Below are 25,691 nucleotides of genomic sequence, written 5' to 3'. Positions count from 1 at the left end.
TATAATTTAATAAAAATGATATGTGCTATTACACACTACTCAACAGTAAGAAAGAGAAGTTAGAATTAGCCTTTAAGGCTGAATTCTATGAAGGTACAGAGTATGAGCCAAAATTATTGGTAAATGGATTTGATAATCCAAGAACTCCAATAATCATGAATGATAACCCTAGATTAATTGCGAATGTTTATTGGGGTTTAATACCTCATTGGGCATCAATTGAAAAAGCAAAAACTATTAGAAAAAAAACACTAATTGCCAGAGCTGAATCAATTAATGAGCTTGCTTCTTACAAAGATTGTGTAAATAGAAGGTGCTTAGTTATTGTTGATGGATTTTACGAAAGAAAATCTGAGAATAAGAAAGAAAACAGCATCAATTATATATTAAGATTAAAGGATGAAGATTGTTTTGCAATCGGCGGAATTTGGAGTTTTTGGAAGAATCCTCAAAAGCAGGGTAGTTACATTAGGTCGTTTGCCATTATTACAGTCCCAGCAAATCCTCTAATTGCTGAGATACAAAAAAATAATCAAAAAACTGAAAAGCGAATGCCACTGATTATTCCAAAAGAGCATTATCAAGATTGGCTAAATCCTGAAGCAAAAGATTTGGGATATATTATTAAAACCTTTGATGAGAGATTGATGGAAGCAAAGGTTGTATTTTAAATCTCAATGGATTATTTTATCTCTAACCAGCTCATCATTTTTTTATGGAATTATAAAAGCGATATTTGATTGGCAACGATTTTCAATGCAGGATTAGACAGATAAGTTTTTTAGTGAAATGCATCAGATGCTTGAAGATAAACCAAACGATTTATTACATTTCAAAAATTGTATCTCGAAAACGAAAGTTATTCACTTAATGAAAATAATATGATACCATTATATGAATAAAATGCAAGCATCTGAAGATCTACCACAAAAACTACACTAGTAGCACTCCTTTGAGATCCAAACATTCAAAAGCTTTAAATACAGCTTTAGCAGTCTCAAAAGAAAGAAAATCCTCGGCAAAAAAGCTATCTCTCCTTCGCTTTTTCTATCTTTACAATCACTTCATAATCAATACATTGAATTGATATTTTGTTATATTTTGTCGCAATAAAAGGTAGTTTTTGCGACAAAATATAGTATTCTTATCTTACTTCTGGCATAATCAAACACTCTATCATTTAAATCATTCAATTTAACAATTTCAACACCAGTTATTCTGTATATTAAAATAGAATTATATTTACCAAGCACTAAAAAAGAAATATGTCGTGAAGATTAGGTTTAATTAAACAAAAAATTGGAGATAAGATTCTTGGGCATTTTGAAGATTTTTATTCAATAAATTATTCGGATTCATTTTGATCTATGTTTGAATTCAATAACTTCGGAACGAACAATTTATTCTATATAAAAATAATAAATCAGATTAGTTAAAACAGGTATAAATACCTGATACTTTTACTGAAAAAGATAATCCAGACCTCTACTTTTCGTTTGGTGTAGAAACCTGTCCATGCCTTCCTTTTGTTATTTGGAGTATTTTTCTGAAGTAATTTCACAAATCTTTTTTGTTGAAAATAGCCAAGGCTCTCCACGCAGGGACTATAATCCACAGTATCAAAAGTACAATAGCGATAAATATTCCTAAGATTGAGCTAAAAAATTGCTGAAAGATAGCTCCAGTCATTCCCAAAAGTGCCGAAATATCGAGTTTCATCAATATAATAATACGAGCTAAGTCAGATGGATTGAGAGTAGTAAAAAATAAGGATGCTTTTTCTAAAGGATAATCGCTAAAAGACAACAAGGCTGTAAGTACAAATCCGTCGTAAACAATGCTAAAGTAAAACCATATTGCTAAGGCTATACCAATACCCTTTGCTTTGTCCTTGGTACAAACAGACGCTAACAATGCCAACGAAACAAAAACTAGCGTCAACAACAATCCACACAAAATTAGTGTAAGTCCTTTGGTTGTACCTTCTAATAAAATCGTAGGCAAGCCCACACCAATAACAAATGCTAAGCAAAGTGATATTCCTATACCTAAATATTGGCTCAGAAAAATTGTTTTGCGCCCTATAGGCTGTGCGGACAACAGCTCCAAAAACTCATAAGAGTTGTAAAATTGTATAGTTGTAAAAATAATACTTACTAAAGGGACAACCATCAAAATGATATTGAGCAAACTCAATAAGCCCTTGTTGGCGTCGGCTTCAAAACCAAAAAAAGCCAAACTTACCAATAACAGCAACAGCGTATAACTCATCACAAACTTGTTGCGAAGAATATCATAGATTACATATTTGATAACTTTATTCATGATTTCAGAAATTAGAAAGGGTTGTGAGTTTACCCACAGAAAGCGATAAATATTTTATTGGGCTTACTACCTAAAGCGCAACAATGCAAAACACAATTGATTTAATTATTGATATAAGTATCTGGTAATCAGAAACTAAACCCGAAAAAATCACTCCTATCTATGCACTTCTGTTTATACCCAGTAAGGTTGTGGAAGACTAGGACTTAATTTTACTTGCATGAGTCGAGCTATAATTTTGCTCAAACGCGTTTCGTCATACTCCTCCTTCAACTGACTTAGTTGCTTAAACAACTGTATTTGACCATCTTGGATATAAAGAAGATGACTAGATAGCTCTTCTAAGTCAGAAAGAATATGAGAAGTAAGTAGAATTAGTTTCCCTTTATTTTTTTCCTTAAATATCTTTTGCTTCAATATTTCACTAGCAAGGGGGTCTAATCCTGCTGTAGGTTCATCGAGAATTAATATTTGTGGATCAAATAAAAAGGCTAAAGCTGCACTCACTTTTTGTTTGGTGCCTCCAGAAAGAGTCCCTAATTTTTTTTCATAAATTTTTTCAAGCTCGAAATCTTTAATAATGTCAAAATCAAGCTGTTTGCTGTCTATAATACCTTTTCTAATATCGGTCATCATCTCAATAAGCTGACGAATAGATAAATTGGGGGGATAATGCCCTATCTGAGGCATATATCCTATTTTGGAGCGATAGGAGAAATCATGTTTAATATTCTGATTATCAACATATATAGATCCTGTATCTGGTATAACCATACCAAGCAAACTTTTGATAAGTGTAGTTTTGCCAGAACCATTTGGACCGACAATTGCCACAGCTTGTCCCTGCTCAAAGGTGAGAGCTATATTCTGTAAAACGGTATGTTTTCCGAATGTCTTGCTGATATTTTCAAATCTTATCATTGGATTATGATTTTTGGACGGTTACAGCTTTTGGGTTAAATGGTACTAGTCGAATAGGCTTCATTAGCGGAGATTCGTCTTTTAGGTTTTCAGGGGTAAGGCTAGGGATAATTTTTTCTATTTTATCCAAAAGACTAGCCGTAAAACTCCGTAATAGCATCATGGTTTGAGGAACCCTTTCGATAAGGGTCGAAAATAAACTCACGGGTCTATACGCTACATCCCCGATGCCATCATGATTGAGGTCGTAGCCATCATATTTTTCCCAATAATTCTTTGAGATAGTATTATATACAGAGTTTCCGTTGGTTGCTATATCAAAAGTATTAGCAATAAAATTGTTATTTTGAATCAAATTGTCATCGCAGCTAGCCTGAATTCTCATGGCGATACCATCATTCGAAAATTCATTTTGAGTGATATTGGTTCGGCTACACCCCTCAAGATATATTCCTACTGTGTTGGAAATAAACTGATTGTGCTGTATTTGACTATCCGAAATATCTTTCAAGAGAATACCATAGGCAGCGCCACCCCAATTATTTTTAAAAAGGTTACTTCGCATAGTAACATGCTTGGTGTACATGACTGCCACTCCTGCTCCATTATTCACAAACTGGTTTAGTTCGTAAGTATCGTTGTGTGAGAACATAAAATGTAAACCATAGCGAATATTTTGAGTGGTAAAGTTTTGGCGAATCAAAGAGTTGGTCACAAATTCAAAATAAATACCATCACGATGCCCCTGCACATAATTATTAGCAATCTGAATACTGTCACATTTCCAGGCATGGATACCATTGCCTGTAGTTTGCTCTTCTTTAGGATGCCCAATAACCGTATTGCCAAGCACTTGAATTTTGGTACAAGCCGATAGATAAACACCAAAGTAGCAATCTCTAAAATAATTATTTTTAATAGTCACATTACTGGACTCTAGCACTTTAATACCTGCCCAGTCGATTGAGCTGGTTTCGCCAACATGCCGAAATTCAATTTTACCGATATACACTCCCGAAGATTTTACCGTAATAATTTCGCCTTTATAGTTGGCATCAAAGATGGGGTAATTTTGTGGTTGAGACTCGCCACCAATCAAATAAATAGGTTTGTCAATAATAAGATTTGTAATATGATATATTCCTTTTTTGACAATGACACTATCATTTTTTGATGAATGAGCAACACTCTTCAATAACTCCGAAGTATTGTTTACTTTCCACGTTTTAGCAAAAGTTAGTTGTGAAAGTAAAATGAATATGACCGTTAGTTTTTTCATATCGAACTATTAATTAAACATTTCTTGGATTTGAGTCCACGAAAAAAACTTTATAGTTGCATCTTTTTCTTTCAATTTTTGAGAAAATTGAGGGCTTTTAAAAGCAGCCAAGTCTCCTCTCATGGGACTTCTGAATAGAGTGCCTTGTCCAAAAGTACCCTCTGTAACATTGATAAACTCTTGAGGATTATCAAAATTATTGACAACAAGATGTGCATAATCGGCAGAAGATGTATGGTTGGTTTTCATAAAAATAACCATACATCTTAAATCATCAAACTTAAAGACCTTACCTTTAGGAGTTACTAATTCGGTAGCATATTTGGAATCCATAATAGTCATTTTACACAAACCACAGTTATCTTTTCCATAATAGATGGGTTCTGTTTGGGTTGTACATGCCGACATGGCTATTCCAATGCAAAGTAGGATTATGATAGAAAATTTCATTTTAGCGATTGTATTTGAATTCATAAACAGTAGTACCAACACAGATTAAACCAAGTAGTATAAAAAACCAACCGCCTATATCAGGAATAGAGTAAGCGCCAAAGTTGAGGAGTTCTTTGTAGCCCAACATAGGAGGCTGATAAGACATACCAGGAACTTTTATGGCAGCATCTGGACTAAGATTATGTCCATATTCGTAACCCCATTTCCAATAGTCATACAGAGCCAAAACGCCTCCAAGAACAACAAGTATAAAAAAGCTCAGTAAAATTTTCTTACTTTTTGAAATAGCTGTTACAAGCCCCGCAACAATATAGAAACCAACACAATAAGGTAAAATTTTGAACTCAGGAAACATCTCTTCCTTGATATGTGCCATACCAATGTAGTGATTCAGACCATTGATAATATCAACTTGTCCTGAAAGTTTATTTAGCCAAATTTGCATAGATAGCCCTTCTGGATATTGTGGTGCCCATAAGTCAATGCGCCACAAGGGAGTAAAATAGGTGGCTATTAACCCAAGCGCACCTAGAGCTATAAGAACTTGAGAGATTTTACTAAGTGGCTTCATTTTTTGATGATTTTGAAGTCTATGAGCCTATTACAGCTCATAGACTAGTTATTTTACAAAGTGAATTGGCGCTTGCTATTTTTTAGCTACTTTTTGTTCAGCCTCAGCAACAGGATTTTTGCCAGTACCCCATGTTAATGGCACGTTACTTCCTGCGGGAGAGACTCTTACGTATCCTTGCATTTCTTGGTGCAATGCCGAACAAAAATCAGTACAATACATTGGGGTTACACCTACTTTGGTAGGAATCCATTTGAGGGTTTGGGTTTCGCCAGGCATAATCAATAGCTCAGCATTGAGTGCTCCTCTGATAGCAAAGCCATGTGGCACATCCCAATCTTGTTCAAGGTTGGTTACATGGAAATACACTACATCTCCCATTTTTACACCTTCGATATTGTCAGGAGTAAAGTGCGAACGAATGGCAGTCATGTACACGTGTACCTCATTACCTTTGCGTACTACTTTAGCTTCTTTTTCGCCTTTGGCAGCATATGGGTGTGCATTTTCTTCTATTTTGAAAATTTTGGTTGAGTTTTTCTCAATCAAACTAGCAGGTATAGATTCGGCATAGTGTGGCTCTCCTGTGGTTGGGAAATCGAGTAATAACTTCATTTTATCTCCCGATATATCATATAACTGAGCCGATTGCGCTAGTTCAGGGCCTGTTGGCAAATAACGGTCTTTTGTGATTTTGTTATAAGCTACTACATATTTACCCCAAGGTTTGGCTGTTGGTCCTCCAGGAATACTCAAGTGTCCAACAGAATAATAAGTTGGTACACGGTCGATAACTTCTAGCTTTTCGATATTCCAACGAACAAGTTCAGACGATACAAAAAACGAGGTAATGGCATTGCCTTTTCCATCAAATTCCGTGTGAAGTGGTCCTAAACCTGGTTTTTGTACTTCTCCGTGCAACACTGCATCGTATTTGAGTACAGGGATTCCGTCAAAGTTTCCATCAAAAGTTTTTGCTGCAATGGCTTTTTGCATTTTATCAAATGAAAAAACAGGAATTACCGCAGCCAATTTGCCCGATCCAACAATGTATTGTCCTGTTGGGTCTACATCACAACCATGTGGCGACTTAGGACATGGAATAAAATAAAGCATATCTGGACATTCTTTGGGGTCAAGCGTCATTACTTTTGTCATAATGGTTGATGTTGCCGAATGTACTTTGTCGCTATACACATTATGTGCATATTTAGCAGCTTCTTTTTTCCCTTTTCCTTGTGCTAGGTATTGTTCAGCTTTTTTCCAATTGACCGCCAGAATAAAATCTTTGTCTTTTTGTGAAGCATTTACCTCCAAAAGCGAGTTGGCTTGCTCAGTATTATAGGTAGAAAAGAAAAACCAATCTGCCGACTTCCCTTTACCAGCACGAGCCAAGTCGAAGCTTACGCCAGGTGTTTTGAGCTGAAACTTGATGCCCATGCGACCTGTATTTTTATCAATACTTACAAAACTGATATAACCCTTGAAGTTTTTCTTGAAAGAACTAATTGGTACATCAGCCTTGTCGTCGGGTGGTACCGAAAAACGAGTACCTGCAACAGCATATTCGGTATTGGCGGTAATAAATGGCGAAGAGTGATTACCGCCTGAGTTAGGCAATTCTATGATTTCTTCAGTTCTAAACGTTTTTAGACTGATTCGGGCTATTCTTGGAGTATTATTGCCATTAATAAATGCCCAACGACCGTCGTGAATACTGTTGGTAGTGGATAGGGCAATATGGTGCGAGTCGTCCCAAGGTACAAATCCATGTGAGGTGTTGAGCATAGGTTTGGTTTCTTCACTAAAACCATAACCATTTTCTGGGCTTTGCGAAAATACCGGAATAACTCTAAGTGTGCGTCCTGAAGGAAGCCCTATAATAGAAATTTGTCCATTAAAACCTCCCGAAACGATATTATAAAACTCATCGTGTGTGCCTGGCGCCACATATACTTTTTGAGCTGCGTCGCCTGCTAGTTCAGAACTGCCACTGACACCTCCTTTGTTGTTGGGTTTACAGCTGATTTGAGCAACTGCAATAATACCTACTGCAACTCCTCCTATAATAGACTTTAAGTTCATATTAAAAATGTTTTTATTTTTCGCCATCATTTTTACGCATCAATTCCAATACACTTCTTGCCTCTTTTTCAGTTATATTTTGGTTAGGCATACGTACCAAACATTGCTCTAACAGCTTTTGAGCCTCGGTATCTTTCTCTAACATCATGTCTACATTGGTAATCATATTGATAATCCAAGTAGGCTTACGTCTTTTGGTAACTCCCAACCAGCCTGGGCCAACCAAACGCTCATCAGTTAGTTTATGACACGAAGAGCACTTCATATCATAGATTTTTTGACCTTCGTCTACCATTAGCTGACTGAGCGGGTTTGTCAGAGCTATTTCTTTTACTTCTGTACCATGGACTTCTTCTTGCTGTTGAAGTACCGAATCACTGGTTTCGGGTTTTTCGGCACGTTGACTGGCGCCACCGCATCCCCAGAGCGTCAAAGTCACAATTGCGATAGTTAATAATGATGTCTTCATTCGGTAAGTAATTAAGATTAAATAAAAGATAAAAAAGTCTTTTATTGTGCAAATCTATATAGGCCTCATAAGATAAATTCTGATTTTTATTAGTTCTTATTTTGATATTAGTCATAATAGAAGATAAAAAAGTCTTTTATTTTTGTAGAAAATTTTAACTCAAATACTTTATGGAAACGATAAATTTTGATACTAAAACTGTAGGCGAAATAGTAGCCCATAACCCCAAAGCAGCAAGTGTATTTAGAAAGCTAAATATTGATTTTTGCTGTGGGGGCAATAAGAGCTTTACTGAAGAATGTAAGAAGAAGAAGCAAAATCCAGCAGAAATTTGGGAAGAAATAGAGTTGCTATCTAATACAGGAGACAAGTCTTTAGATTTTAATAACTTAAAACTAGATTTTTTGATTGATTATATCTACAATGTACATCATCAATTTTTGTATAAAAATTTACCCGAAATCAGATATTTTGTAGAAAAAGTCTATACCAAACATAAGGATAAATATGCTTATCTGACAGAATTAGCTACAGTTTATAAGATACTTGAAGAAGATTTATTATCGCATTTGCCTAAAGAGGAAAATGTAATATTTCCTTATGGCAAGTCACTCGTAACTGCCTCTGAGGAGCATGCCCATGTATCTCCTCCATTTTTTCGTACGGTCAAAAATCCAATCAGTATGATGAATAGCGAGCACGAAGAAGCGGGAGAGTTATTGTTCAGACTACGAGATATTACCAATAATTATACTCCTCCCGAAGACGCCTGTAATTCGCATATTGTAATGCTATCCAAATTAGAAGAATTAGATAGTGATTTGACGCAACATGTACATTTAGAAAACAATATTTTATTTCCCAAACTGACAGCACTCGAAAAAACAATATTAGAAAATTAATGAAAAAGTCAGTTTTAGTATTGCTTTTGCAGCCTAGTATATAATTCAATGTAAGTAATAGGAAAGATTAAATTAATAGTATATCTGAGGTGTAATTTGAATATAACCTTTTGATTATGAATACCTTAAATAACCAATATACGATTAACTAATAACGTCTTCCTACTTACGTGTTAGTAATTAATAATGATACCCTCCATCATAAACATTAAGTCGTTATGATGGAGAGTATTATTATGCTATCAAAATAGTTATGGCAAGAAATAGTCTATAGATTCTACAGACTCGATATTCTCAGCACCTAGTTTAATATGTTTTTGGTGTTCTGGCGACTTACCATAAGCATCTTCTTCTTTCTGGCCTTCGAAAGTAGTGACATAAACATGTTTTACTTTTTTTGTGTTTTTGTCATCTTTAACAATTCCCCATTCATAACCTTTTACCATGGACAATTTAGATAAATTCTTGAATGAAATATCAACTTTTCGAATCAAGTCAATAGAAGTATTAGTTTTGAAAGTTACCACAACTACATGGCGTAGTAGTCCTTTGCTTGGAATTGCTTTTGATGTAGGTTCTGGGCCTTTTGTCCAAGTCAAACAGCCTGCAATGGCGATGATTTTGATGAGCATAGAATACAAATTATTAGTTAGTTTATTATAAAATTAAACTAAGGTAACTAGAGTAGTTAATATTGAAGTCATCTTGACTTTTTAATTTTCTTCAGTACTATAGCAATGAATGTAATGCGATAAAGTTAAAGCCCATACAACTTGAAGGCCTTGCATCCAAAGCGATTGCATAGAGACTATTTGGAGCAACCCTACAATGTCAACATCGGGCTGGAATCACCATTTGGGCCAAATCTAAACTAAGTCTTATAACCTACTGATTATCAATATTTTGAGGCAATTTTATTTCTAATGGTTTTTGATATTTCCAAGCCTTCAATTTTGCCATATCAAATCGTAACTCCTTGTCATTTAATAAGTTAGTAAAGTCATACTCCCCAATAAAGTTGATATGCTTCCAAGTAAGAGCGGTTGAATTCCTAACCGTTACTATTATCTCCTCAATTTCTTCCTGCTGCTCCACTTTTGAGAGTAAATCTGATAAATACAGATAGTTCCACAGCACAATAGCATTTTGAATGATACTTCGGCACAAAATAATGCGTTCTTGTTCCTCTTTGGTTGCAGCCTGAAACTCTTGATTTTGTCCAAAGAAGACCACCTTTGAAAAACGATTCATTAATTCTACGTGGCTCAATTGTTTCTCAATTGCCTGTCGTAAGGCTAAATCATCGTAGTATTTGAGAATAAAAATGGTTTGAATAATTCGCCCAAATTCTTTGAAAGCGGCTTCCAAAGGGTTTTGTTTGGCGTAGGAGTTTAACCGTTTGAATACTTGATAGGCAGTAGTCTTACCTAATTTTAACGATACCATCAGTCTCAATATATCATCCCACGAATCTATTATTTCATCTTTATCAAGATATTTTGTTGGTAGAAGTTGGTAGTCAAGTGCTGCATATTTCTTGAATGGTTCAAAACTGTAAAGCACTCTATCGGGTAAATCCATTAATCTTGGAGCATTGAACACATTCAAAAAATACATCATCCCAAAAACAATATCAGATGAGCCGTGTGTATCAGTTGAATGCGTGTCGGCTTTGATAACTGGATTTCCTAAGTGCATCTCTACCACGTTGATGTGTTCTCGTTCCGAAGCACTAATAACATTGATTTTAAAAACACTCATTCGCTCGTCAATAGCCGTATTGATTACTGATGCCTTGGTAAAGCCAGGATATTTGTAGGAGTAAGAGGCATTTAAAGAATCTCGTTTGACTAATATTTTTTGCCCATCGCTGGCAGTATGAATTTTATCAGATTCCCTCCTATGAATATCTGGTAAGGATAATGTATTCTTAAACTTAATAATGGCATCATTCACGTCTTGTAAGGCTTCTTGATTGAGATACCAATCGGCAATATGTTTCAAGCTATGTCCCTGTATTCCCTTGGCAATTCTTTCCATTTTATCAATGCCAACATTACATCCTTGGGCAATCAAGGTGGCAAAAAATGTTTCATCACTGGGACGAAACTTCTCTTGTATTTTGCCTTGATAACCAAATATATTCAAAAAAGGGCTAACTTTTTCAACTTCCGATAAAAGCGTTGAAACCGCCACAAACCGAACGGGTGTAAAATAATTAGAGATAAGTTGCGTATCTGGTTTTTCAACTTTGGGCGTTTCTATGTAAGGTTTCCCTTTCTTATTGATGCTAAAATAAGGATTTTCCCCTTTATTAATCTTTTGATTTACCTCATGAAAAAGAGTATCTAATTCCAATGCAAGGGATTCTATGACTACCTTTGGGTCGCTCCAAGTACTTAGGTCTGCATCCTGTAAGAGTTGCTTTCGGTTGAGTTGGAAATATTCTTTGTCAATTAAATATTCCTCTAAACTCCGATACCGATACGAATATACAGGAAATACCTCCCCTGATTTAATGCCATTTTCGAGAGCTTGGAAGAAGAACATTTTGTACAGTTTTACCTTGAATTTTTCTTTTTGAGTGTCTGTATCATAGGTAGTGAGAGCATCTTGTTCTGCATTTGAGAGCCACGAAATATCTTTGGGCGGTTTGGTTAATTTCCCTTTATTGCTTTGGAAATGGGTAATCGCTTGAAACAAAATGGGGTCGGTTGTTTCAGCATTAAAGGGTAAATGTTGAATAATCTCAGCCACCCTATTTGACAACCAAATACTACGTTTTTCCCAAATATCATGGAAAGTCTTTTCCTTACTTTTGGTTAACTCAGCTTCAATTAAAGCTACTAACGCTTCATCTTCGGGCTGTAAATCTGTATCAATTTCAAAGAGGTCTTCGATGAAATCTACTTTTTGTTGAGCATCATGGGGACTTTTGACTATGGTCTTGATGGCTTCAACTTGTTGCTTATAATCCTTACGAGAATCCACCAATAATTTCATAGCTTTTGTTCGCTGTTTGCGATTCTCGAAATAATCTTTCACCTCCAATCTTTCCGAATATTTCTTGGCTGAATTAACACATTGGAGGATAGTGTCCATGAAATAATCGTTCCTAATTCTGACTTGATGGATAAGAAAACAAAGTAAAAATAAGTATTTATCTGAGTGGGCCACTAACTTTTGGGTATCAGCAATACTTGCCCAATGGGCGTGATAATCAATGACAACATCCGTCAAGTTTAATTTTTTTACCAAAGAATCAAGCCTTACTAATCAGTCTTTTAAGGTTTTGAAAATAACCACATTTTCTTTTATATCCGAAGGTCTTAGGGACTGGATAACCGTTCTGAAAGAAGCTATTTCTGTTTTTTGATAACTTTTATCACGAAGGATGAATAAATCCAAAACTCCTCTATCTTGGTCTGAAAGGTGTTTGAATAGCGTTGCCGAAATCTCTTCCGATGAATCAATGAGAGCTTGAGAGATAGTCCTTCGATAAGTATCATAAGAGGGGGATTCTATTCGATTATTGAATAAGTATTCCTGAGATTTCCAGAGAACTTTTCGGGGTAATAATTGCTGGTCAATCAACAAACGAATCCGATGATTGAATTCCGTTTGTTTTTCTTCAAAAGAAGACCAGCCTGATAAAGCTAAGATTTTCAATCGGTGTTTATAGGATGCCTGATAACTATAATTGTCTTGAAAAATAGCAACTTTATTTTCCCAATCTTTCCAACCCAATTGCTTAATTACGAATTCAATATCAGATTTGTGAAACTGATTTGCCCCATAAAATCGACCCGAATATTTGAAATACCCTAATTGTAAAATAAATCCAATTTTTGCATATCCATCTCTGAGCTCTTTGAACTCTTCATCGAAAGGCGATGGCAAGGAAAAGAAATAAGATTTTTCATCTAAATTAAGCAAGGGGGCTTGGTTGAATAAAATTACTTCTTTGGGTTGCAAAAGTTTAATCCGACTCATAAAGTTAAAATGATTTTAAAACGGGTCTCACAAAACGAGCATTCTATGAGAGTGAGACAAGCAATGATAAAAATACAAAAATACGCTATTATGCCGTCTCAAATTGCTATCTTGTAAAACAAAATTAGATAAGTAAAATATTGATGAGTTAATGAGACAAGCTTAACGATAAACCGAAATGATTATAGGCTACGCAAGGGTTTCAACCCAAGACCAAAATTTAGATTTACAAACGGATGAATTGACAAGATTGGGATGTCAGAAGATTTACCAAGAAAAAGTGTCTTCGGGTAAAGAACGCCCTCAATTAATGAAAATGATTGAGAATCTTCGAGAGGGAGATTCCGTGATGGTTTGGAAGTTAGACCGATTGGCACGGTCATTAAAAGAGCTGATAAATCTGGTAGAAACTTTTAGATTAAAAAAAGTAAATTTTACCTCTATCAAAGATTCCATTGATACATCTACCGTTCAAGGGCGATTATTATTGAACATTTTTGGTTCATTAGCCGAATTTGAAAGAGATACTATCCGTGAACGCACCAAAGCGGGACTTTCGGCAGCCAAGGCAAGGGGTAGAATGGGTGGGAAAAAGAAGGGATTAAGTCCAGAAGCCAAGAAAAAGGCAGAAACGGCAGTAATGTTATACAAACAGAAGAAATCTGCCATCGAAATCGCAGGAATTATTGGAGTTGGTAGAGCTACTGTTTACCGATATTTAGAAGAAATGGGACAAGAACGAAATTTGCAAAATATTGAAAATCAATAACTTGTGAGACTTAGTTTAGATTTGGCCCAAATGGTGATTCCAGCCCGACTGTGTTAAGCTAACAAAAAATACTTCCCATCGTTTTATATAACAGAAAGACAATTACATGAGTAGTATCTTGCACCCGTTTAAAACTTCCAATAATGGAAAGAATAAGAAGACTATCCTAATAATATTATTTGAGACTACCTTTTATTTCTTGACTTCAGAACGAATATGTATTAGTTAATTTATTTGTTTTAAAACAATGATAAATGTATGCCATCCATTTTGGAAATCATAAGTTAAAGTCCAATGATTTAACACACAAATTTCTTTAATAATTGCTAAGCCCAAACCTGTTGATGAAGTATTCTCTGGATTCTTGGTGAATCTATCAAAAATATATTCTTCAGGGAAATCTAAGGGAGAACCAGTATTGGAAATCATGAGTATATTGTTTTTCAGACTTATCTTAACTGTACCATTTGTTGAGGTATATTTAAGTGCATTCGAAAGAAAATTTGAAATTAATATATCTATCAAATATTGATGGGAATGGATGATTGTCTTGTTTAATGTTTCTATTAAATTAATATTTTTAGCTAAAAAAAGATCTTCCATATTTCGAAGATGTGAATCTAAAACATCGTTAAAAACGATTTCATGTTGTTCCGTAAATAGCTGATTATCTAATTTTGCCAGTAATAAAAGACTTTTGTTCATCTTTGATAAACGATTTACGCCAGATTTTGCTTGTGTAATATAACCAGCCATTTGTTCTGTAATCTCAAGCTGGCTCATCCTATCAAGCTTAGATTGAATAATACTTAAAGGGATTTGAATTTCATGAGAGGCATTTTCTGTAAACTCTCTGAGAGCTAAATATTCTTTTTTGCTTCTTTCTGTTAGGTCTTTTAGTGTAAAATTTAATTCTTTAAATTCTGTAATAGCTGAATCATGAAGTTGAAGACTATGAGGTGAGCTAACCGAAAAGGCTTGAACATTCTTTAAATTTTCAAAAAAAGGTTTCAGAATCTTCTTATTAGAATAATAGTTAATTAAAATGCCCGACAGAGTAAGTAAAATAGCCGTTAATAGAAAAATGAAGAAAATGGTAAGATAATAATTATCCCAACCAATATGTGAACTCATCACTGTTACATGATATCTAGAGTCTCCTATTACTTGTGTTTCTTTAAGGTAATGATATTCTTCCATTTCTTTTTGAACTCGATCATAAACCATAGAATCTCCAAAAACCAGTCCTAAGGATGTATTATTATCAGTAACTTTATCTATTTTAATTAATGGTGCATTGACATGATTACCAAGCCTGATGCTCTCAAAAATTTGATCTGCTTGCAATTCTAATTGCTCATTCATTTCATCACTTACTGCTTTTTGGAGTATCACAAAAAGGGTAAATCCCGTAAATATTAGAATAGATACAGAGGCAATTAAATAGTCTCTTGTAGTTTTATGAAGTAAAGTCATTTTCTAAACTAAAACGTTTTATTTATTCATTACGCAATCCATTTATATCCCATTCCATATACCGTTTTGATATAGTCAATTCCTGTGTATGTGGTGATTTTTTTTCGTAAATTCATCGTATAAACATATACAGTATCATAATTTTCGGCCATATCATAATGATCTCCCCAAAGGTGTTCTGCTATAGCTTGTTTACTTACAACACGATTTTTATTGACAATAAAATATAATAGCAGTTCATATTCCTTTTTAGTTAAAACAATAGATTCGTCTTTATAACTTACAGTCTTAGTAACCATATTAATAACAAGACTGTCAAACTTTACTTCATTTTCTCCATCAAAAGTTCTTCTTCTTAGCAAGGAGAAAATTCTAGCATTGAGTTCTTCCAGATGAAAAGGCTTTGTGATATAATCATCAGCACCCATTTCCAAACCTGTTATTTTGTCGTACAGAGAATCTTTGGCTGATAAAATCAAGACTCCAACATTTTTATGTTGCTTTTTTAATATTTCAAGTAGTGATAATCCGTTACCACCAGGAAGAGTAATATCTAATACGATGGCATCGTAATGATATAAATGTAGTTTTTCCTGCCCTTCAGTGTATGTTGTTGCTTTTTCGCAACGATAACCTTGTTCAGTCAGGTAAGTATCCATTTCTTCTAAAAGAAATTGCTCATCTTCTACCAATAAAAGCTTCATAGTTTGCTAAAGTTTATAAATAAAGTGCTATTACTTGTGAACACAAGATTAAAAATATTTTTTAGTAACGCAACGAACGCTTACAATTTACCGTAAAGGGTTTTATTTAATTAAATATTCATTAGTTGCTTGACTCGTTTGAGAAAATAAAATTACTTGATTGCTCTATCCTTCTGGGTTGTATATTGGTTTTAAATATTCAAAAGTAAGTTTATCTGCAATAAAAAAGGTTTTCCAAATGATTCTAAAAGCTAAAGTCGTCAAAAATATTATTTAGAATTAGATTAATTTAAAAAAAATTCAGAATTCACTCTTTATTTTGTGACATGGAAATTCTCATAATGGAAAGTTCTGGGAAGTTTAGCGATGAGATTGCCAATGATTTATTAGGAATGGGACATAGGACAGAGTTCGTAATAAACGCCCTAGAATTGAAGCAAAAAATTAAAAATTCTATATACGATTGCATTGTAGTTGACCTGACAGACGAGGAAAATAATGGCATACAACTCATAGATGAGGTAAAAAGAATAAATAAGCATGCAGGGCTTATTGTTATTTCTTCGGATAATTCTTTTCAAAAAAAGATAGATGCTTTATATCAAGGGGCAGATGATTTTTTGAATAAACCTTATGAAGCATCAGAATTAGTAGCCAGGATATTTTCATTGCTTAGAAGAAGCAACTTGAATAATAAGAATATTATCAGATACAACGAATTACAAATAGACTTGTTAGCAAAGTCTGTTTTGGTGAATGAAGTATTACTCGGATTAACAAAAAAAGAATTTGAATTACTTGTGTTCTTTTTAGAACATAAAAACAAAGTGGTTACTAAAGACGCTCTTTTGACATATTTGTCGGGGCAACTAGAAGATTCCAAAAATAAGGCAGATATAATTTATGCACATATCAAGAATCTTAAAAGAAAGATGAGTGATGCTGGATGCAAAATATACCTCAATACAATATACGGTATTGGCTATAAATGGGAAGACCAAAAGGTGCTATAAAATAGTCCTATTTTTTTGACTATTTGTTTGGAATAAGTCTAAATACAATTAACAAAGAATAAAATAAATTTTTGAATATAAATAAATAACTAATTCCTTATTACAATGTTTAAGAGAACCTACAAAATGAAATTTGTGTTAGTTGCTTTAGCAATTGCAGGCATGACCTCGTGTAAAGATGATGATGCAGTAGTGGCACCATTACGTACTACAAAAATTGATTACGCAACATTGACAGCTACCACACCATATAGTAATGCTTTTGTTGACGGAGGAAAAACTACAGTAGATTTAAGTAATGGTAATAACCGTTATAAAATGTTTCAGGCATTAAATACTTCAATGAGTTCATCAATTAGTGGTAATAAAGTGATAGATGCTACTGTGTTGAAAAATATGTTTGCTAATACTAATAACCCATTTGTTGATAGTACTAAACTAAATACTTCAGGAGTACAGTTACGTAATACTGTAGCTTCTTCTTGGTCAACAGCCGAGGCAGAAGTAGTAAAAGCAAAAATAGAAACGCTTTTTGGTGAAATTGCTGAAGCAAGTAAATCAATTACTTCGACTGCTGAAAAAGGTAAAGCAGGAAAGTTAGGGAGTCGTTTGGTTGATGCTAAAGGTATTGAAACAAACCAAATTATTCAAAAATCATTAATTGGTGCTTTACAGTATGACTATATTGGTAATGTATTGTTAACCAAAGGGCTGGATGCTGATAATAGCAAGCTTGTAACAGGTAAAAACTATTCTCAATTAGAGCAAAACTGGGACGAAGCCTATGCTTTTTTAACATTAAACCAAGCGTATTTAGCTGGTTCTACAAATACAGTAAGAGGTACAACTGAATTTGCGTTAGGCTCTTATGTATGGGAATACAACCAAGCGGCTTATCCACAAGTTCACCTTGCGTTCTTGAAAGGTCGTGCAGCGATTGTTAATAACGACAAAACAGAATTGAAAAAACAAGCTGATTTTATTAAAGCAGCGTTTGAAAAAGCAATTGCGGCAGCAGCAGTAGGTTATTTAGGAAAATGGGGAAATAGAACCTCTGAAGCAGACAAAGTTCATGATATTGGTGAAGGTGCTGGTTTTATCTATTCTTTACGTTTCTGTACAGTTAATGGTGCAAATGCTAAGTTTTCAGACGATATTTTAACAGCATTGTTAGGTTCAGCAAATGGATATTGGGACTTAACTCCTGCTAAAATTTCAGCAGCGTCTGATGCCATCAAAGCAAAGTTCGCTTTATAAGAACTTATTTTTTAATAATAGTAACCAAGTGGGTTGGTGGCAATGGTATTGCTGTCAACCCATATTATCGTTTAATGTGATGACTAGAATAGACTTAAAAAAAGTAAGTATTTTATTGATTGCAATTGTATTGATGTTGGCATGTTCAAAAACTGATGACCCACAAAATACAACGCCAGATTTGAATAAAGATCGTGCCGCAATATTGACCAATTTGGCCGATAATGTCATTGTGCCATCCTATACCAATTTTAAAGCAAAATTGGATTTGATGTCTACTAAGTCTCAAGCTTTTATTGCCAAGCCTGAAGCCTCTACACTTACTGAATTTCGCCAAGCATGGGTAGATGCTTATATCAGTTGGGAAACTGTTGAAGGTTTTGATTTTGGTCCAGGAACCAAGACAGGGATTCGTAATTATTTCAATATATATCCAACAAATGTCGCTGGCATTGCAACATACATAAACAATCCGTCTGAAAACTTTGAAGTAACTGCCGCTTACGACAAACAGGGTTTTCCTGCATTAGATTATTTATTGAATGGAACAGGAAGTACCGATGCTGAAATCATAGCCTATTTTAAATCATCTACAGATGGTGCCAAGCGTTTGGCATACGTTAAACGAATTGTTGACCACATGAACGAGCTTATTACCAAAGTAATAAGCGACTGGGGAACTTATCGCAGTGAGTTTATTTCAAAGACAGGTACCGATATAGGTTCGCCAATGGGGGAAATGATAAATGGTTATATTTTACATTATGAAAGATTTATTCGTTCAGGTAAATTCGGTATTCCATCAGGAGCTATGCTCAATGGTGTTGTGTCGGCAAATAAAGTAGAAGCATTTTATAAAAAGGATATTTCTAAAACATTGGCACTAAGTGCACATCAAGCCGCTGTTGACTTTTTTAATGGTAAAAATGTAAAAACTGGTGCAGAAGGACCTTCTTTCAAAAGCTATCTTGATGGTTTAGTGGCAAAAGATGTTACTACAGGAAAATTATTAAGTGAAATAATCAATACACAGTTTGTGGCTAATAAAGCTAAAATAGATGCGTTAAAGCCTAATTTTTATCAAGAGGTGGTAGATAATAACGTAGCGATGAAAGCTGTTTATACCGAACTACAAAAAGCGGTAAGAATGCTAAAAGTAGATATGACTTCGGCTATGAGCATTACCATTACTTATACTGATAATGACGGTGACTAGTCGGGAAATAGATATAAAATATTTAAAAAAAGAGACTTCTGTTGCACCGTTGGCTGTATTCAGAATAATGTTAGGTTTTATGCTTTTCGTAAGTCTTTTGCGTTTTTGGAGCAAAGGTTGGATTTATGATTTGTACATAAAGCCTCATTATTTTTTTCCTTTTTACGGATTCGAGTTTATTCGCCCTTTAGGGCAATATACTTACATGCTGTTTGTAGTATGTATTGTGTCGTCGGTTTTAGTAATGATAGGCTATTTTTATAGAATAGCCATTGTAAGCTTATTCCTGAGTTTTACTTATATAGAATTGATGGACAAAAGCACTTATTTAAATCACTATTATTTCATCAGCTTACTTTGTTTGATTATGGTGTTTTTGCCAGCACATAGGTATTTCTCAGTAGATGCCTATAAAGACAAAGCATTATTAGTTGATAAAGTACCTGCATGGTGTATAGATGTTATCAAGCTGTTGGTTTTTATATTGTATTTCTACGCTGGGCTTGCCAAGTTAAATAGTGACTGGCTTATTCAGGCGTTGCCCTTAAAAATATGGATTCCAGCACGTAATGATATGCCTATCATAGGTTTTTTGTTCAATTACTCATGGACACCCTATGTTTTTAGCTGGTTCGGATGTGTATATGATCTAACTATTGTCTTTTTACTATTGAACTCTACAACAAGGCCAATCGCTTATTTAACAGTTGTAGTTTTTCATGTTTTTACAGCCTTGTTGTTTCCTATCGGTATGTTTCCATATATTATGATAGTGACAGCCTTGATTTTTTTCTCTCCTAGTTTTCATCAAAGCATTATTCAACAACTTGCAAGAGTGTTGAAAGTACCAGCCAGTTTTTTACAGGCTGATAAAACTTACTCGTTTGCTCCTGTAGTCAATAAGCTTTTAATAGGTGGGTTTGTGATATTCTTCACTGTCCAGTTGATATTTCCATTTAGGTACCTGATGTATCCTGATGAACTTTTTTGGACGGAAGAAGGCTACCGATTTTCATGGAGAGTAATGTTGATGGAAAAGGCAGGTAATGCACAGTTTACTGTAAAGGATAATGATGGACACCAACAAATAGTTAATAATACAGAGTTCTTGACAACGCTGCAGGAGAAAATGATGGCTACTCAGCCAGATATGATTTTATATTATGCACATATCTTGAGAGATTATTATCAAAGCCAAGGCTTTCGGTCACCTCAAGTATATGTCGATGCTTATGTTACCCTGAATGGTAGGTTGGGTAAAACATTTATTAATCCTACTACTGATTTAGCCAAAGAAATAGAATCCTTCCAGCATAAATCCTGGATTATTCCCCTCAATAATGAAATTAAAGGTTTTTAGTACAGTTTTTATCTGTTTTTTCGCAACATATACTTTTGCTCAATATCGTTTGAAAGGTATTATTAAATCAAAAAACGATAGTGCCTTGGTGGCAGCATCGGCGGTTTATCTTGATGGCAATCAGAAAACGTTATCTAACCCAGAAGGCATATTTATATTCCCCTCTATCTCCAATGGCGAACATACTTTACAAATTATTTCTCCAGACTTTAAGCCTGTCAAACGAACGATTGTTATCGCAGGCAAAAATGAAGAAATAGTAATTTACCTTTCTTCACGTGATGAAACGCTGAATGAAGTTGTGGTATCGGATAAGAAAACCGATTTCGGTTTTTCAAGATTAAGAGGTGTTGAAAATATGGGTATTTATGAAGGCAAGAAGTCGGAAGTAATTACACCAGATCAACTAGTTGCTAATTTATCAACCAACAATGCCCGACAAATTTATTCAAGAGTAGCTGGTCTTAATATATGGGAAAATGAGGGTGGTGGTTTACAACTAAGTATCGGAGGAAGAGGATTAGACCCCAACCGAACGTCGAACTTCAATGTTCGACAAAACGGATATGATATAAGTGCCGATGCCTTGGGTTATCCAGAAAGTTATTATACCCCTCCGGTAGAAGCCGTGGGACGAATCCAAATTGTTCGTGGAGCAGCGTCACTTCAATATGGTACTCAGTTTGGAGGGCTCATTAATTTTATCATGCGGAAACCCGTTCTTGATAAAAAACTTGAAGTAGTGGCGAGGCAAACTGTAGGTTCTTTTGGATTTTATAATGCTTTTACCAGTGCAAGTGGTACTGTAGGGAAACTTAGCTATTATACTTTTTTTCAATATAAAAAAGCCGATGGTTGGAGAGCAAATTCACATTTTAATAGCTACACATTTTATTCAGATATAGATTATAAAATATCAGAAAAAACCTCTGTTGGCTTAGATGTAACCCACATGGATTACCTAGCCAAACAACCAGGGGGGGTGTCAGATGCTATGTTTGCACAAGATCCAAGACAAACGAACCGAGAACGTAATTGGTTTGATGTAAATTGGAATATGTTGGCTGTTCATTTCGATCATAAGTTTAACGAAACCAACCAGTTTAATCTCCGTTTGTTTGGGCTGTCAGCTCACCGATATTCGTTAGGGTTTAGACCAAACCGTGTAGCAACTATTGATGATAACAGCGACCGAGATTTAATAAAAGGAGAATTTGAAAACTGGGGAACAGAAACAAGGTATTTAAAACGTTACTCTATCGCCAAAAAACAATCTATACTGTTAGTAGGAGGAAGATATTATCATGGATTCAACCACAGTTTACAAGGACTAGGAAGTACAGGAAAAGATGCGAACTTTAATTTTGTAGAGCCCGAACGCTTTATTACATACGATTACAGTTTCCCCAACCAAAATGTATCATTGTTTGCTGAAAATATTTTCTACCTAAACGATAAACTTTCCGTAACTCCTGGTATACGCTATGAATATATTAGTACTAAAGCTGATGGTTATTATGGGAGTATCATGCGTGATTTAGCAGGAAACGTAATCAATATTACCAGAACAGATGAAGTACGTGTAAATAACCGCCAATTTGTGTTGGCTGGAATTGGCATTAGCTTTAAACCATTTGAACAGACTGAAATCTATGGTAACATTTCGCAAAACTATCGTTCGATTACCTTTAGTGATATGCGTATTTCAAATCCTTCGTCGGTGATAGACCCTGACATGAAGGATGAAAAGGGATATTCAATAGACCTTGGTATTAGAAGTCACCAAACATCTTTTTACAATTACGATGTTAGCTTGTTTTACCTAAATTATAATAACAGGATAGGTGAAATACAATTTTATGACGAGAGCAACAGAATATTACGTTTACGAACTAATGTAGGGCAAGCTGTGATTATGGGGATAGAATCGTATGCAGAAGCTGATTTCTTCCGATTATTTAAGCCAGAAAATCAAGATATAAGTACAGTGCTATTCGGTAACCTTGCATTGATTAAATCTGAATATCGTGAAAGTAAGATGGTAGGAGTAAAAGGCAATGAGGTTGAATTTGTACCTAAAGTAAACCTTAAAACAGGCCTTAGGGTTGGCTACAAAAAACTGAAAGGCTCATTTCAGTTTACTTACTTAACAGACCAATTTTCGGATGCTACCAATGCTAGAGATGGCGGAATATCATCTGTAATAGGATTAATTCCAGCTTATAAAATTATGGATTTAAGCTTTTCTTATGACTTCAAGAAGATTAAGCTAGAAACAAGTATTAACAATGTTGCTAATGAAATGTATTTTACCAGAAGAGCTACAGGTTATCCAGGTCCTGGGATTTTGCCGTCTGATGGTAGAAGTTTTTATTTTACACTACAATTTAAAATGTAAAGGTCTTTCCTTTTTGTTAAAATAGAGGCTGTATTATTTGTACAGCCTCATATTGCTCAATAAAATGTTTGTTCTAATTCTAAACCTTAAGCCCTCTTAATTTCTGTTACAGAAGCTTTCTGTAACATGAACATGAGTAGTGTTGATGGTGTAAAAGAAATAATACCTCAATAACCCAACGTAATCCCTGCACCAAATCCCATGTCACTGTCATAATGCGTTGAAATACCCAAATTACGACTTACAATATATTTGAAACCTGCCATGTATTCTTTATCAGTATTTATCATCCAACTCATCCGTAGTCGCTTTGAAATAGGAATATCTTTCCGTTCTAATTGAAAACGCACATTCCCATCTGTGAATACTTCGGCTTGTGCCGTGATTAACATGGGTAATGTATAATTTACACCAACACTCAATACGGCTCGTTTGTCTTTAGTGTTAGTTTGTCCAAAAAGATTCTTTTCTTGTTCATCCATTCCAAATTTACGATAACGCCAGTCAAAACCTATGAAGGGCATTAACCATTGCATTTTGCCAATATAGCGTCCAATATGCGTTTCTGTTTCATAGCCATGATAATCATGATACCCTAAACGCCATTCCGTTCCGATACTCCAACGAGTGTTAGAAAGCATCACTTCGCCATCGTTTCCATTTGTTTCCGTGGCGTTTTCAGCCATGATATGAAGTTGTCTATCATCAGCAAATAATTTGCGTTGTGCTAATTTGGGATTAGGTATTTCGGGATTAGCAGGAGAGTTTTCATAAGAAAAAACTCTTCCCATCCCTACCATCATGTGATAAAGGATGTGGCAATGAAAAAACCAATCTCCGCTTTCAGTAGCAGCAAACTCTAAAGTATCTGTTTCCATAGGCATAATATCAATGATGTTTTTCATCGGTGAATAATCTCCTTGTCCATTCAAAACCCTAAAGTCATGTCCGTGTAGGTGCATTGGGTGTCTCATCATTGAACCATTATGTATTATCATTCGTACATTTTCACCTTTTTTTATGAGTATTTTATCACTTTCAGAAACTACTTTATTATTCATGCTCCATACGTAACGGTTCATGTTTCCACTCAATTCAAAATTTAATTCTTTATAGCGTGCACTGGGTAAAGTTGTTTTTGAGGGAGATTTCAAAAGTGAATAATTCAACGTAACTATATCTGACATTTCATTACTATTGTATTGAGATTCATCCATTTTCATCTCTTTCATATCGTGACCTTTCATGGATTCAGTATCTTTTTCAGTATTTGACTTATCTGATATTTCTCCTGTGATCTCTGGATACATGACGGTATTCATATCCATTTGATTTAGGCTCATACTCATGCCCATATCGTCCAAATCTCCATTCATTTTCATCATGCCATTCATCATTTTCATTCCCTCAAAATATTTGAGTTTGGGCATTGCTTTGGCTTTCACTTTATCGCCCGTACCCAAAAATATAGATGCTGATTTGGTACGGTCTTCGGAAGTAGCTAAAAATTCAAAAGCCTTTCTATCTACTGGAATCGTTACAATTACATCATAGGTTTCGGATACTGCCACAATTAATCTATCTACTTCAACGGGTTCAACATCATTACCATCACTTGCCACAACTGTAATTTTACCCCCTGCATAATTTAACCAAAAATAGGTTGATGCACCTCCATTTGAAATTCTTAAACGAACTTTATCCCCTGCCTTGAATTGCGAAAATTGGCTTTCATTTTTACCGTTAATAAGGAACTGATTATAATAGACATCGCTCACATCCATTGCTGTCATTCTTTTCCACTCATTTTTGACTTTGGTTTTAAAATAACCTTGTTTAATGGCTTCGGAATAGCTTTGGGTTGTTCCTTTTTGAATGGCAAACCAGTCGGTGGCATTGTGCAACATTCGGTGGACATTATTTGGCTTTAAATCAGTCCATTCACTCAAAATTAGTGGAATTGTTGGAATTATAGGCTCGTCTTGTTTATTCAAAATCATTGAGCCATACATTCCAATTTGCTCCTGTAATCCCGTGTGACTATGATACCAATGTGTACCGTGTTGAATAATTTTAAAGCGATATAAATGGGTAGTATGTGGTTTGATAGGCATTTGGGTCAGATTGGGAACACCATCGTACTGATTGGGTAAAAATAAACCATGCCAATGCAAAGAAGTTTCTTCATTTAGTTCGTTGTGCACATAAATTTCTGCGGTATCCCCTTCAGTAAATGTAAGCGTTGGCATTGGGATTTGTCCGTTTACAGCAATGGCTCGTTTAGGTTTTTTGCCTAAAATCACGGTGGTATCTCTCACGTATAAATCGTATCGTACAACTTTGGGAAAGTATTTAACGGTTTTATCATTATTATAATGAATACTTTTATCCATTTCTTTTGCCACTGGCATAGACATTTTAAGATGCTCATGTTGAGCGAAAACTCTACCGTTAATAAGCAAGAGGTATAAACCTAACAGGATGGAATTTCTCATATTAT

At 34.8% G+C, this 25,691-nt stretch carries 21 protein-coding genes; 8 read left to right on the top strand and 13 right to left on the bottom strand.

Annotation, left to right across the window (positions count from 1 at the left end; all coding sequences use genetic code 11):
• Nucleotides 1-20 precede the first annotated feature (20 nt).
• A complete protein-coding gene (locus ABID42_RS21285; protein WP_309922118.1) occupies nt 21-671 on the top strand; it encodes an SOS response-associated peptidase in 651 nt (216 codons plus the stop codon).
• Nucleotides 672-1,557: 886 nt separating this feature from the next.
• Here ABID42_RS21285 and ABID42_RS21280 read toward each other — a convergent pair.
• From ABID42_RS21280 to ABID42_RS21250, 7 genes are all read right to left on the bottom strand, one after another.
• Entirely contained in the window at nt 1,558-2,325 is a 768-nt protein-coding gene (locus ABID42_RS21280) for an ABC transporter permease subunit (protein WP_166580163.1), read from the bottom strand.
• Nucleotides 2,326-2,499: 174 nt separating this feature from the next.
• A complete protein-coding gene (locus ABID42_RS21275) occupies nt 2,500-3,246 on the bottom strand; it encodes an ABC transporter ATP-binding protein (protein WP_166580162.1) in 747 nt (248 codons plus the stop codon).
• A gap of 4 nt (nt 3,247-3,250) precedes the next feature.
• Nucleotides 3,251-4,525, bottom strand: a complete 1,275-nt coding sequence (gene nosD, locus ABID42_RS21270) for a nitrous oxide reductase family maturation protein NosD (RefSeq protein WP_166580161.1) — start codon at nt 4,523-4,525, stop codon at nt 3,251-3,253.
• Between the two features lie 9 nt (nt 4,526-4,534).
• Nucleotides 4,535-4,975: a nitrous oxide reductase accessory protein NosL gene (locus tag ABID42_RS21265; protein ID WP_309922121.1), complete on the bottom strand. Its 441-nt coding sequence runs from the start codon at nt 4,973-4,975 to the stop codon at nt 4,535-4,537.
• Between the two features lies 1 nt (nt 4,976).
• A complete protein-coding gene (locus tag ABID42_RS21260) occupies nt 4,977-5,549 on the bottom strand; it encodes a hypothetical protein (RefSeq protein ID WP_166580159.1) in 573 nt (190 codons plus the stop codon).
• Between the two features lie 75 nt (nt 5,550-5,624).
• Complete coding sequence (nosZ, locus tag ABID42_RS21255) at nt 5,625-7,634, bottom strand: Sec-dependent nitrous-oxide reductase (RefSeq protein WP_309922124.1); 2,010 nt, start codon at nt 7,632-7,634, stop codon at nt 5,625-5,627.
• A 13-nt stretch (nt 7,635-7,647) separates the two neighbouring features.
• The gene (locus ABID42_RS21250) at nt 7,648-8,103 is read right to left on the bottom strand and encodes a c-type cytochrome (protein ID WP_166580157.1); all 456 of its coding nucleotides are present in this window, start codon (nt 8,101-8,103) and stop codon (nt 7,648-7,650) included.
• A gap of 170 nt (nt 8,104-8,273) precedes the next feature.
• On the opposite strand from ABID42_RS21250, the gene ric reads away from it, so the two are divergent.
• Complete coding sequence (ric, locus tag ABID42_RS21245; RefSeq protein ID WP_166580156.1) at nt 8,274-9,005, top strand: iron-sulfur cluster repair di-iron protein; 732 nt, start codon at nt 8,274-8,276, stop codon at nt 9,003-9,005.
• Between the two features lie 251 nt (nt 9,006-9,256).
• Here ric and ABID42_RS21240 read toward each other — a convergent pair whose 3' ends face one another.
• The 3 genes from ABID42_RS21240 to ABID42_RS21230 all read right to left on the bottom strand — a co-directional run bounded on the left by ABID42_RS21240 (nt 9,257) and on the right by ABID42_RS21230 (nt 12,998).
• Nucleotides 9,257-9,637, bottom strand: coding sequence for a Dabb family protein (locus tag ABID42_RS21240; RefSeq protein WP_166580155.1), 381 nt, complete (start codon nt 9,635-9,637; stop codon nt 9,257-9,259).
• A gap of 253 nt (nt 9,638-9,890) precedes the next feature.
• Nucleotides 9,891-12,107, bottom strand: a complete 2,217-nt coding sequence (locus ABID42_RS21235; protein WP_367285380.1) for a Tn3 family transposase — start codon at nt 12,105-12,107, stop codon at nt 9,891-9,893.
• A 174-nt stretch (nt 12,108-12,281) separates the two neighbouring features.
• Nucleotides 12,282-12,998: a DUF4158 domain-containing protein gene (locus ABID42_RS21230; protein WP_367285379.1), complete on the bottom strand. Its 717-nt coding sequence runs from the start codon at nt 12,996-12,998 to the stop codon at nt 12,282-12,284.
• 178 nt (nt 12,999-13,176) lie between these two features.
• Between ABID42_RS21230 and ABID42_RS21225 the strand changes: the two genes are divergently transcribed.
• Nucleotides 13,177-13,767: a recombinase family protein gene (locus ABID42_RS21225; protein ID WP_309922131.1), complete on the top strand. Its 591-nt coding sequence runs from the start codon at nt 13,177-13,179 to the stop codon at nt 13,765-13,767.
• 225 nt (nt 13,768-13,992) lie between these two features.
• On the opposite strand, the gene ABID42_RS21220 is transcribed toward ABID42_RS21225, so the two are convergent.
• Together ABID42_RS21220 and ABID42_RS21215 are read right to left on the bottom strand one after the other, a co-directional pair.
• Entirely contained in the window at nt 13,993-15,243 is a 1,251-nt protein-coding gene (locus ABID42_RS21220) for a sensor histidine kinase (protein WP_367285378.1), read from the bottom strand.
• A 29-nt stretch (nt 15,244-15,272) separates the two neighbouring features.
• Entirely contained in the window at nt 15,273-15,947 is a 675-nt protein-coding gene (locus ABID42_RS21215) for a response regulator transcription factor (protein ID WP_309922145.1), read from the bottom strand.
• Nucleotides 15,948-16,273: 326 nt separating this feature from the next.
• Here ABID42_RS21215 and ABID42_RS21210 point away from each other — a divergent pair, with 326 nt between their 5' ends.
• The 5 genes from ABID42_RS21210 to ABID42_RS21190 all read left to right on the top strand — a co-directional run bounded on the left by ABID42_RS21210 (nt 16,274) and on the right by ABID42_RS21190 (nt 23,191).
• Nucleotides 16,274-16,960 carry a response regulator transcription factor gene (locus ABID42_RS21210; RefSeq protein WP_367285377.1) on the top strand — a complete coding sequence of 229 codons (687 nt, stop codon included), beginning with the start codon at nt 16,274-16,276 and terminating at the stop codon, nt 16,958-16,960.
• A 126-nt stretch (nt 16,961-17,086) separates the two neighbouring features.
• Complete coding sequence (locus tag ABID42_RS21205; RefSeq protein WP_323689828.1) at nt 17,087-18,217, top strand: DUF4856 domain-containing protein; 1,131 nt, start codon at nt 17,087-17,089, stop codon at nt 18,215-18,217.
• Nucleotides 18,218-18,296: 79 nt separating this feature from the next.
• Nucleotides 18,297-19,433 carry an imelysin family protein gene (locus ABID42_RS21200; protein WP_367285376.1) on the top strand — a complete coding sequence of 379 codons (1,137 nt, stop codon included), beginning with the start codon at nt 18,297-18,299 and terminating at the stop codon, nt 19,431-19,433.
• A 67-nt stretch (nt 19,434-19,500) separates the two neighbouring features.
• Nucleotides 19,501-20,793 carry an HTTM domain-containing protein gene (locus tag ABID42_RS21195; RefSeq protein WP_435521489.1) on the top strand — a complete coding sequence of 431 codons (1,293 nt, stop codon included), beginning with the start codon at nt 19,501-19,503 and terminating at the stop codon, nt 20,791-20,793.
• Nucleotides 20,774-23,191, top strand: a complete 2,418-nt coding sequence (locus ABID42_RS21190; RefSeq protein WP_367285374.1) for a TonB-dependent receptor domain-containing protein — start codon at nt 20,774-20,776, stop codon at nt 23,189-23,191. Before ABID42_RS21195 ends, ABID42_RS21190 begins: the two co-directional genes overlap by 20 nt.
• Nucleotides 23,192-23,358: 167 nt before the next feature.
• Here the strand turns inward: ABID42_RS21190 and ABID42_RS21185 are convergent, their stop codons facing one another.
• Nucleotides 23,359-25,686, bottom strand: a complete 2,328-nt coding sequence (locus ABID42_RS21185; protein WP_367285373.1) for a multicopper oxidase family protein — start codon at nt 25,684-25,686, stop codon at nt 23,359-23,361.
• Nucleotides 25,687-25,691: the final 5 nt, after the last annotated feature.

The organism is Arcicella rosea (assembly GCF_040543805.1).
Taxonomy (GTDB): domain Bacteria; phylum Bacteroidota; class Bacteroidia; order Cytophagales; family Spirosomataceae; genus Arcicella; species Arcicella rosea.
The sequence above is the reverse complement of the archived record's forward strand: the minus strand, read 5'-3'. Positions and strand labels throughout refer to the sequence as shown.

Coding starts and splice junctions, on each gene's coding strand:
- ABID42_RS21275 (WP_166580162.1), bottom strand. CDS start 3,246: ATGATAAGATTTGAAAATATCAGCAAGACATTCGGAAAACATACCGTT.
- ABID42_RS21190 (WP_367285374.1), top strand. CDS start 20,774: ATGAAATTAAAGGTTTTTAGTACAGTTTTTATCTGTTTTTTCGCAACA.
- ABID42_RS21195 (WP_435521489.1), top strand. CDS start 19,501: ATGTTAGGTTTTATGCTTTTCGTAAGTCTTTTGCGTTTTTGGAGCAAA.
- ABID42_RS21205 (WP_323689828.1), top strand. CDS start 17,087: ATGAAATTTGTGTTAGTTGCTTTAGCAATTGCAGGCATGACCTCGTGT.
- nosZ (WP_309922124.1), bottom strand. CDS start 7,634: ATGAACTTAAAGTCTATTATAGGAGGAGTTGCAGTAGGTATTATTGCA.
- ABID42_RS21285 (WP_309922118.1), top strand. CDS start 21: ATGTGCTATTACACACTACTCAACAGTAAGAAAGAGAAGTTAGAATTA.
- ABID42_RS21200 (WP_367285376.1), top strand. CDS start 18,297: ATGACTAGAATAGACTTAAAAAAAGTAAGTATTTTATTGATTGCAATT.
- nosD (WP_166580161.1), bottom strand. CDS start 4,525: ATGAAAAAACTAACGGTCATATTCATTTTACTTTCACAACTAACTTTT.
- ric (WP_166580156.1), top strand. CDS start 8,274: ATGGAAACGATAAATTTTGATACTAAAACTGTAGGCGAAATAGTAGCC.
- ABID42_RS21230 (WP_367285379.1), bottom strand. CDS start 12,998: ATGAGTCGGATTAAACTTTTGCAACCCAAAGAAGTAATTTTATTCAAC.
- ABID42_RS21265 (WP_309922121.1), bottom strand. CDS start 4,975: ATGAAATTTTCTATCATAATCCTACTTTGCATTGGAATAGCCATGTCG.
- ABID42_RS21250 (WP_166580157.1), bottom strand. CDS start 8,103: ATGAAGACATCATTATTAACTATCGCAATTGTGACTTTGACGCTCTGG.
- ABID42_RS21240 (WP_166580155.1), bottom strand. CDS start 9,637: ATGCTCATCAAAATCATCGCCATTGCAGGCTGTTTGACTTGGACAAAA.
- ABID42_RS21210 (WP_367285377.1), top strand. CDS start 16,274: ATGGAAATTCTCATAATGGAAAGTTCTGGGAAGTTTAGCGATGAGATT.
- ABID42_RS21185 (WP_367285373.1), bottom strand. CDS start 25,686: ATGAGAAATTCCATCCTGTTAGGTTTATACCTCTTGCTTATTAACGGT.
- ABID42_RS21260 (WP_166580159.1), bottom strand. CDS start 5,549: ATGAAGCCACTTAGTAAAATCTCTCAAGTTCTTATAGCTCTAGGTGCG.
- ABID42_RS21215 (WP_309922145.1), bottom strand. CDS start 15,947: ATGAAGCTTTTATTGGTAGAAGATGAGCAATTTCTTTTAGAAGAAATG.
- ABID42_RS21235 (WP_367285380.1), bottom strand. CDS start 12,107: ATGGACACTATCCTCCAATGTGTTAATTCAGCCAAGAAATATTCGGAA.
- ABID42_RS21220 (WP_367285378.1), bottom strand. CDS start 15,243: ATGACTTTACTTCATAAAACTACAAGAGACTATTTAATTGCCTCTGTA.
- ABID42_RS21225 (WP_309922131.1), top strand. CDS start 13,177: ATGATTATAGGCTACGCAAGGGTTTCAACCCAAGACCAAAATTTAGAT.
- ABID42_RS21280 (WP_166580163.1), bottom strand. CDS start 2,325: ATGAATAAAGTTATCAAATATGTAATCTATGATATTCTTCGCAACAAG.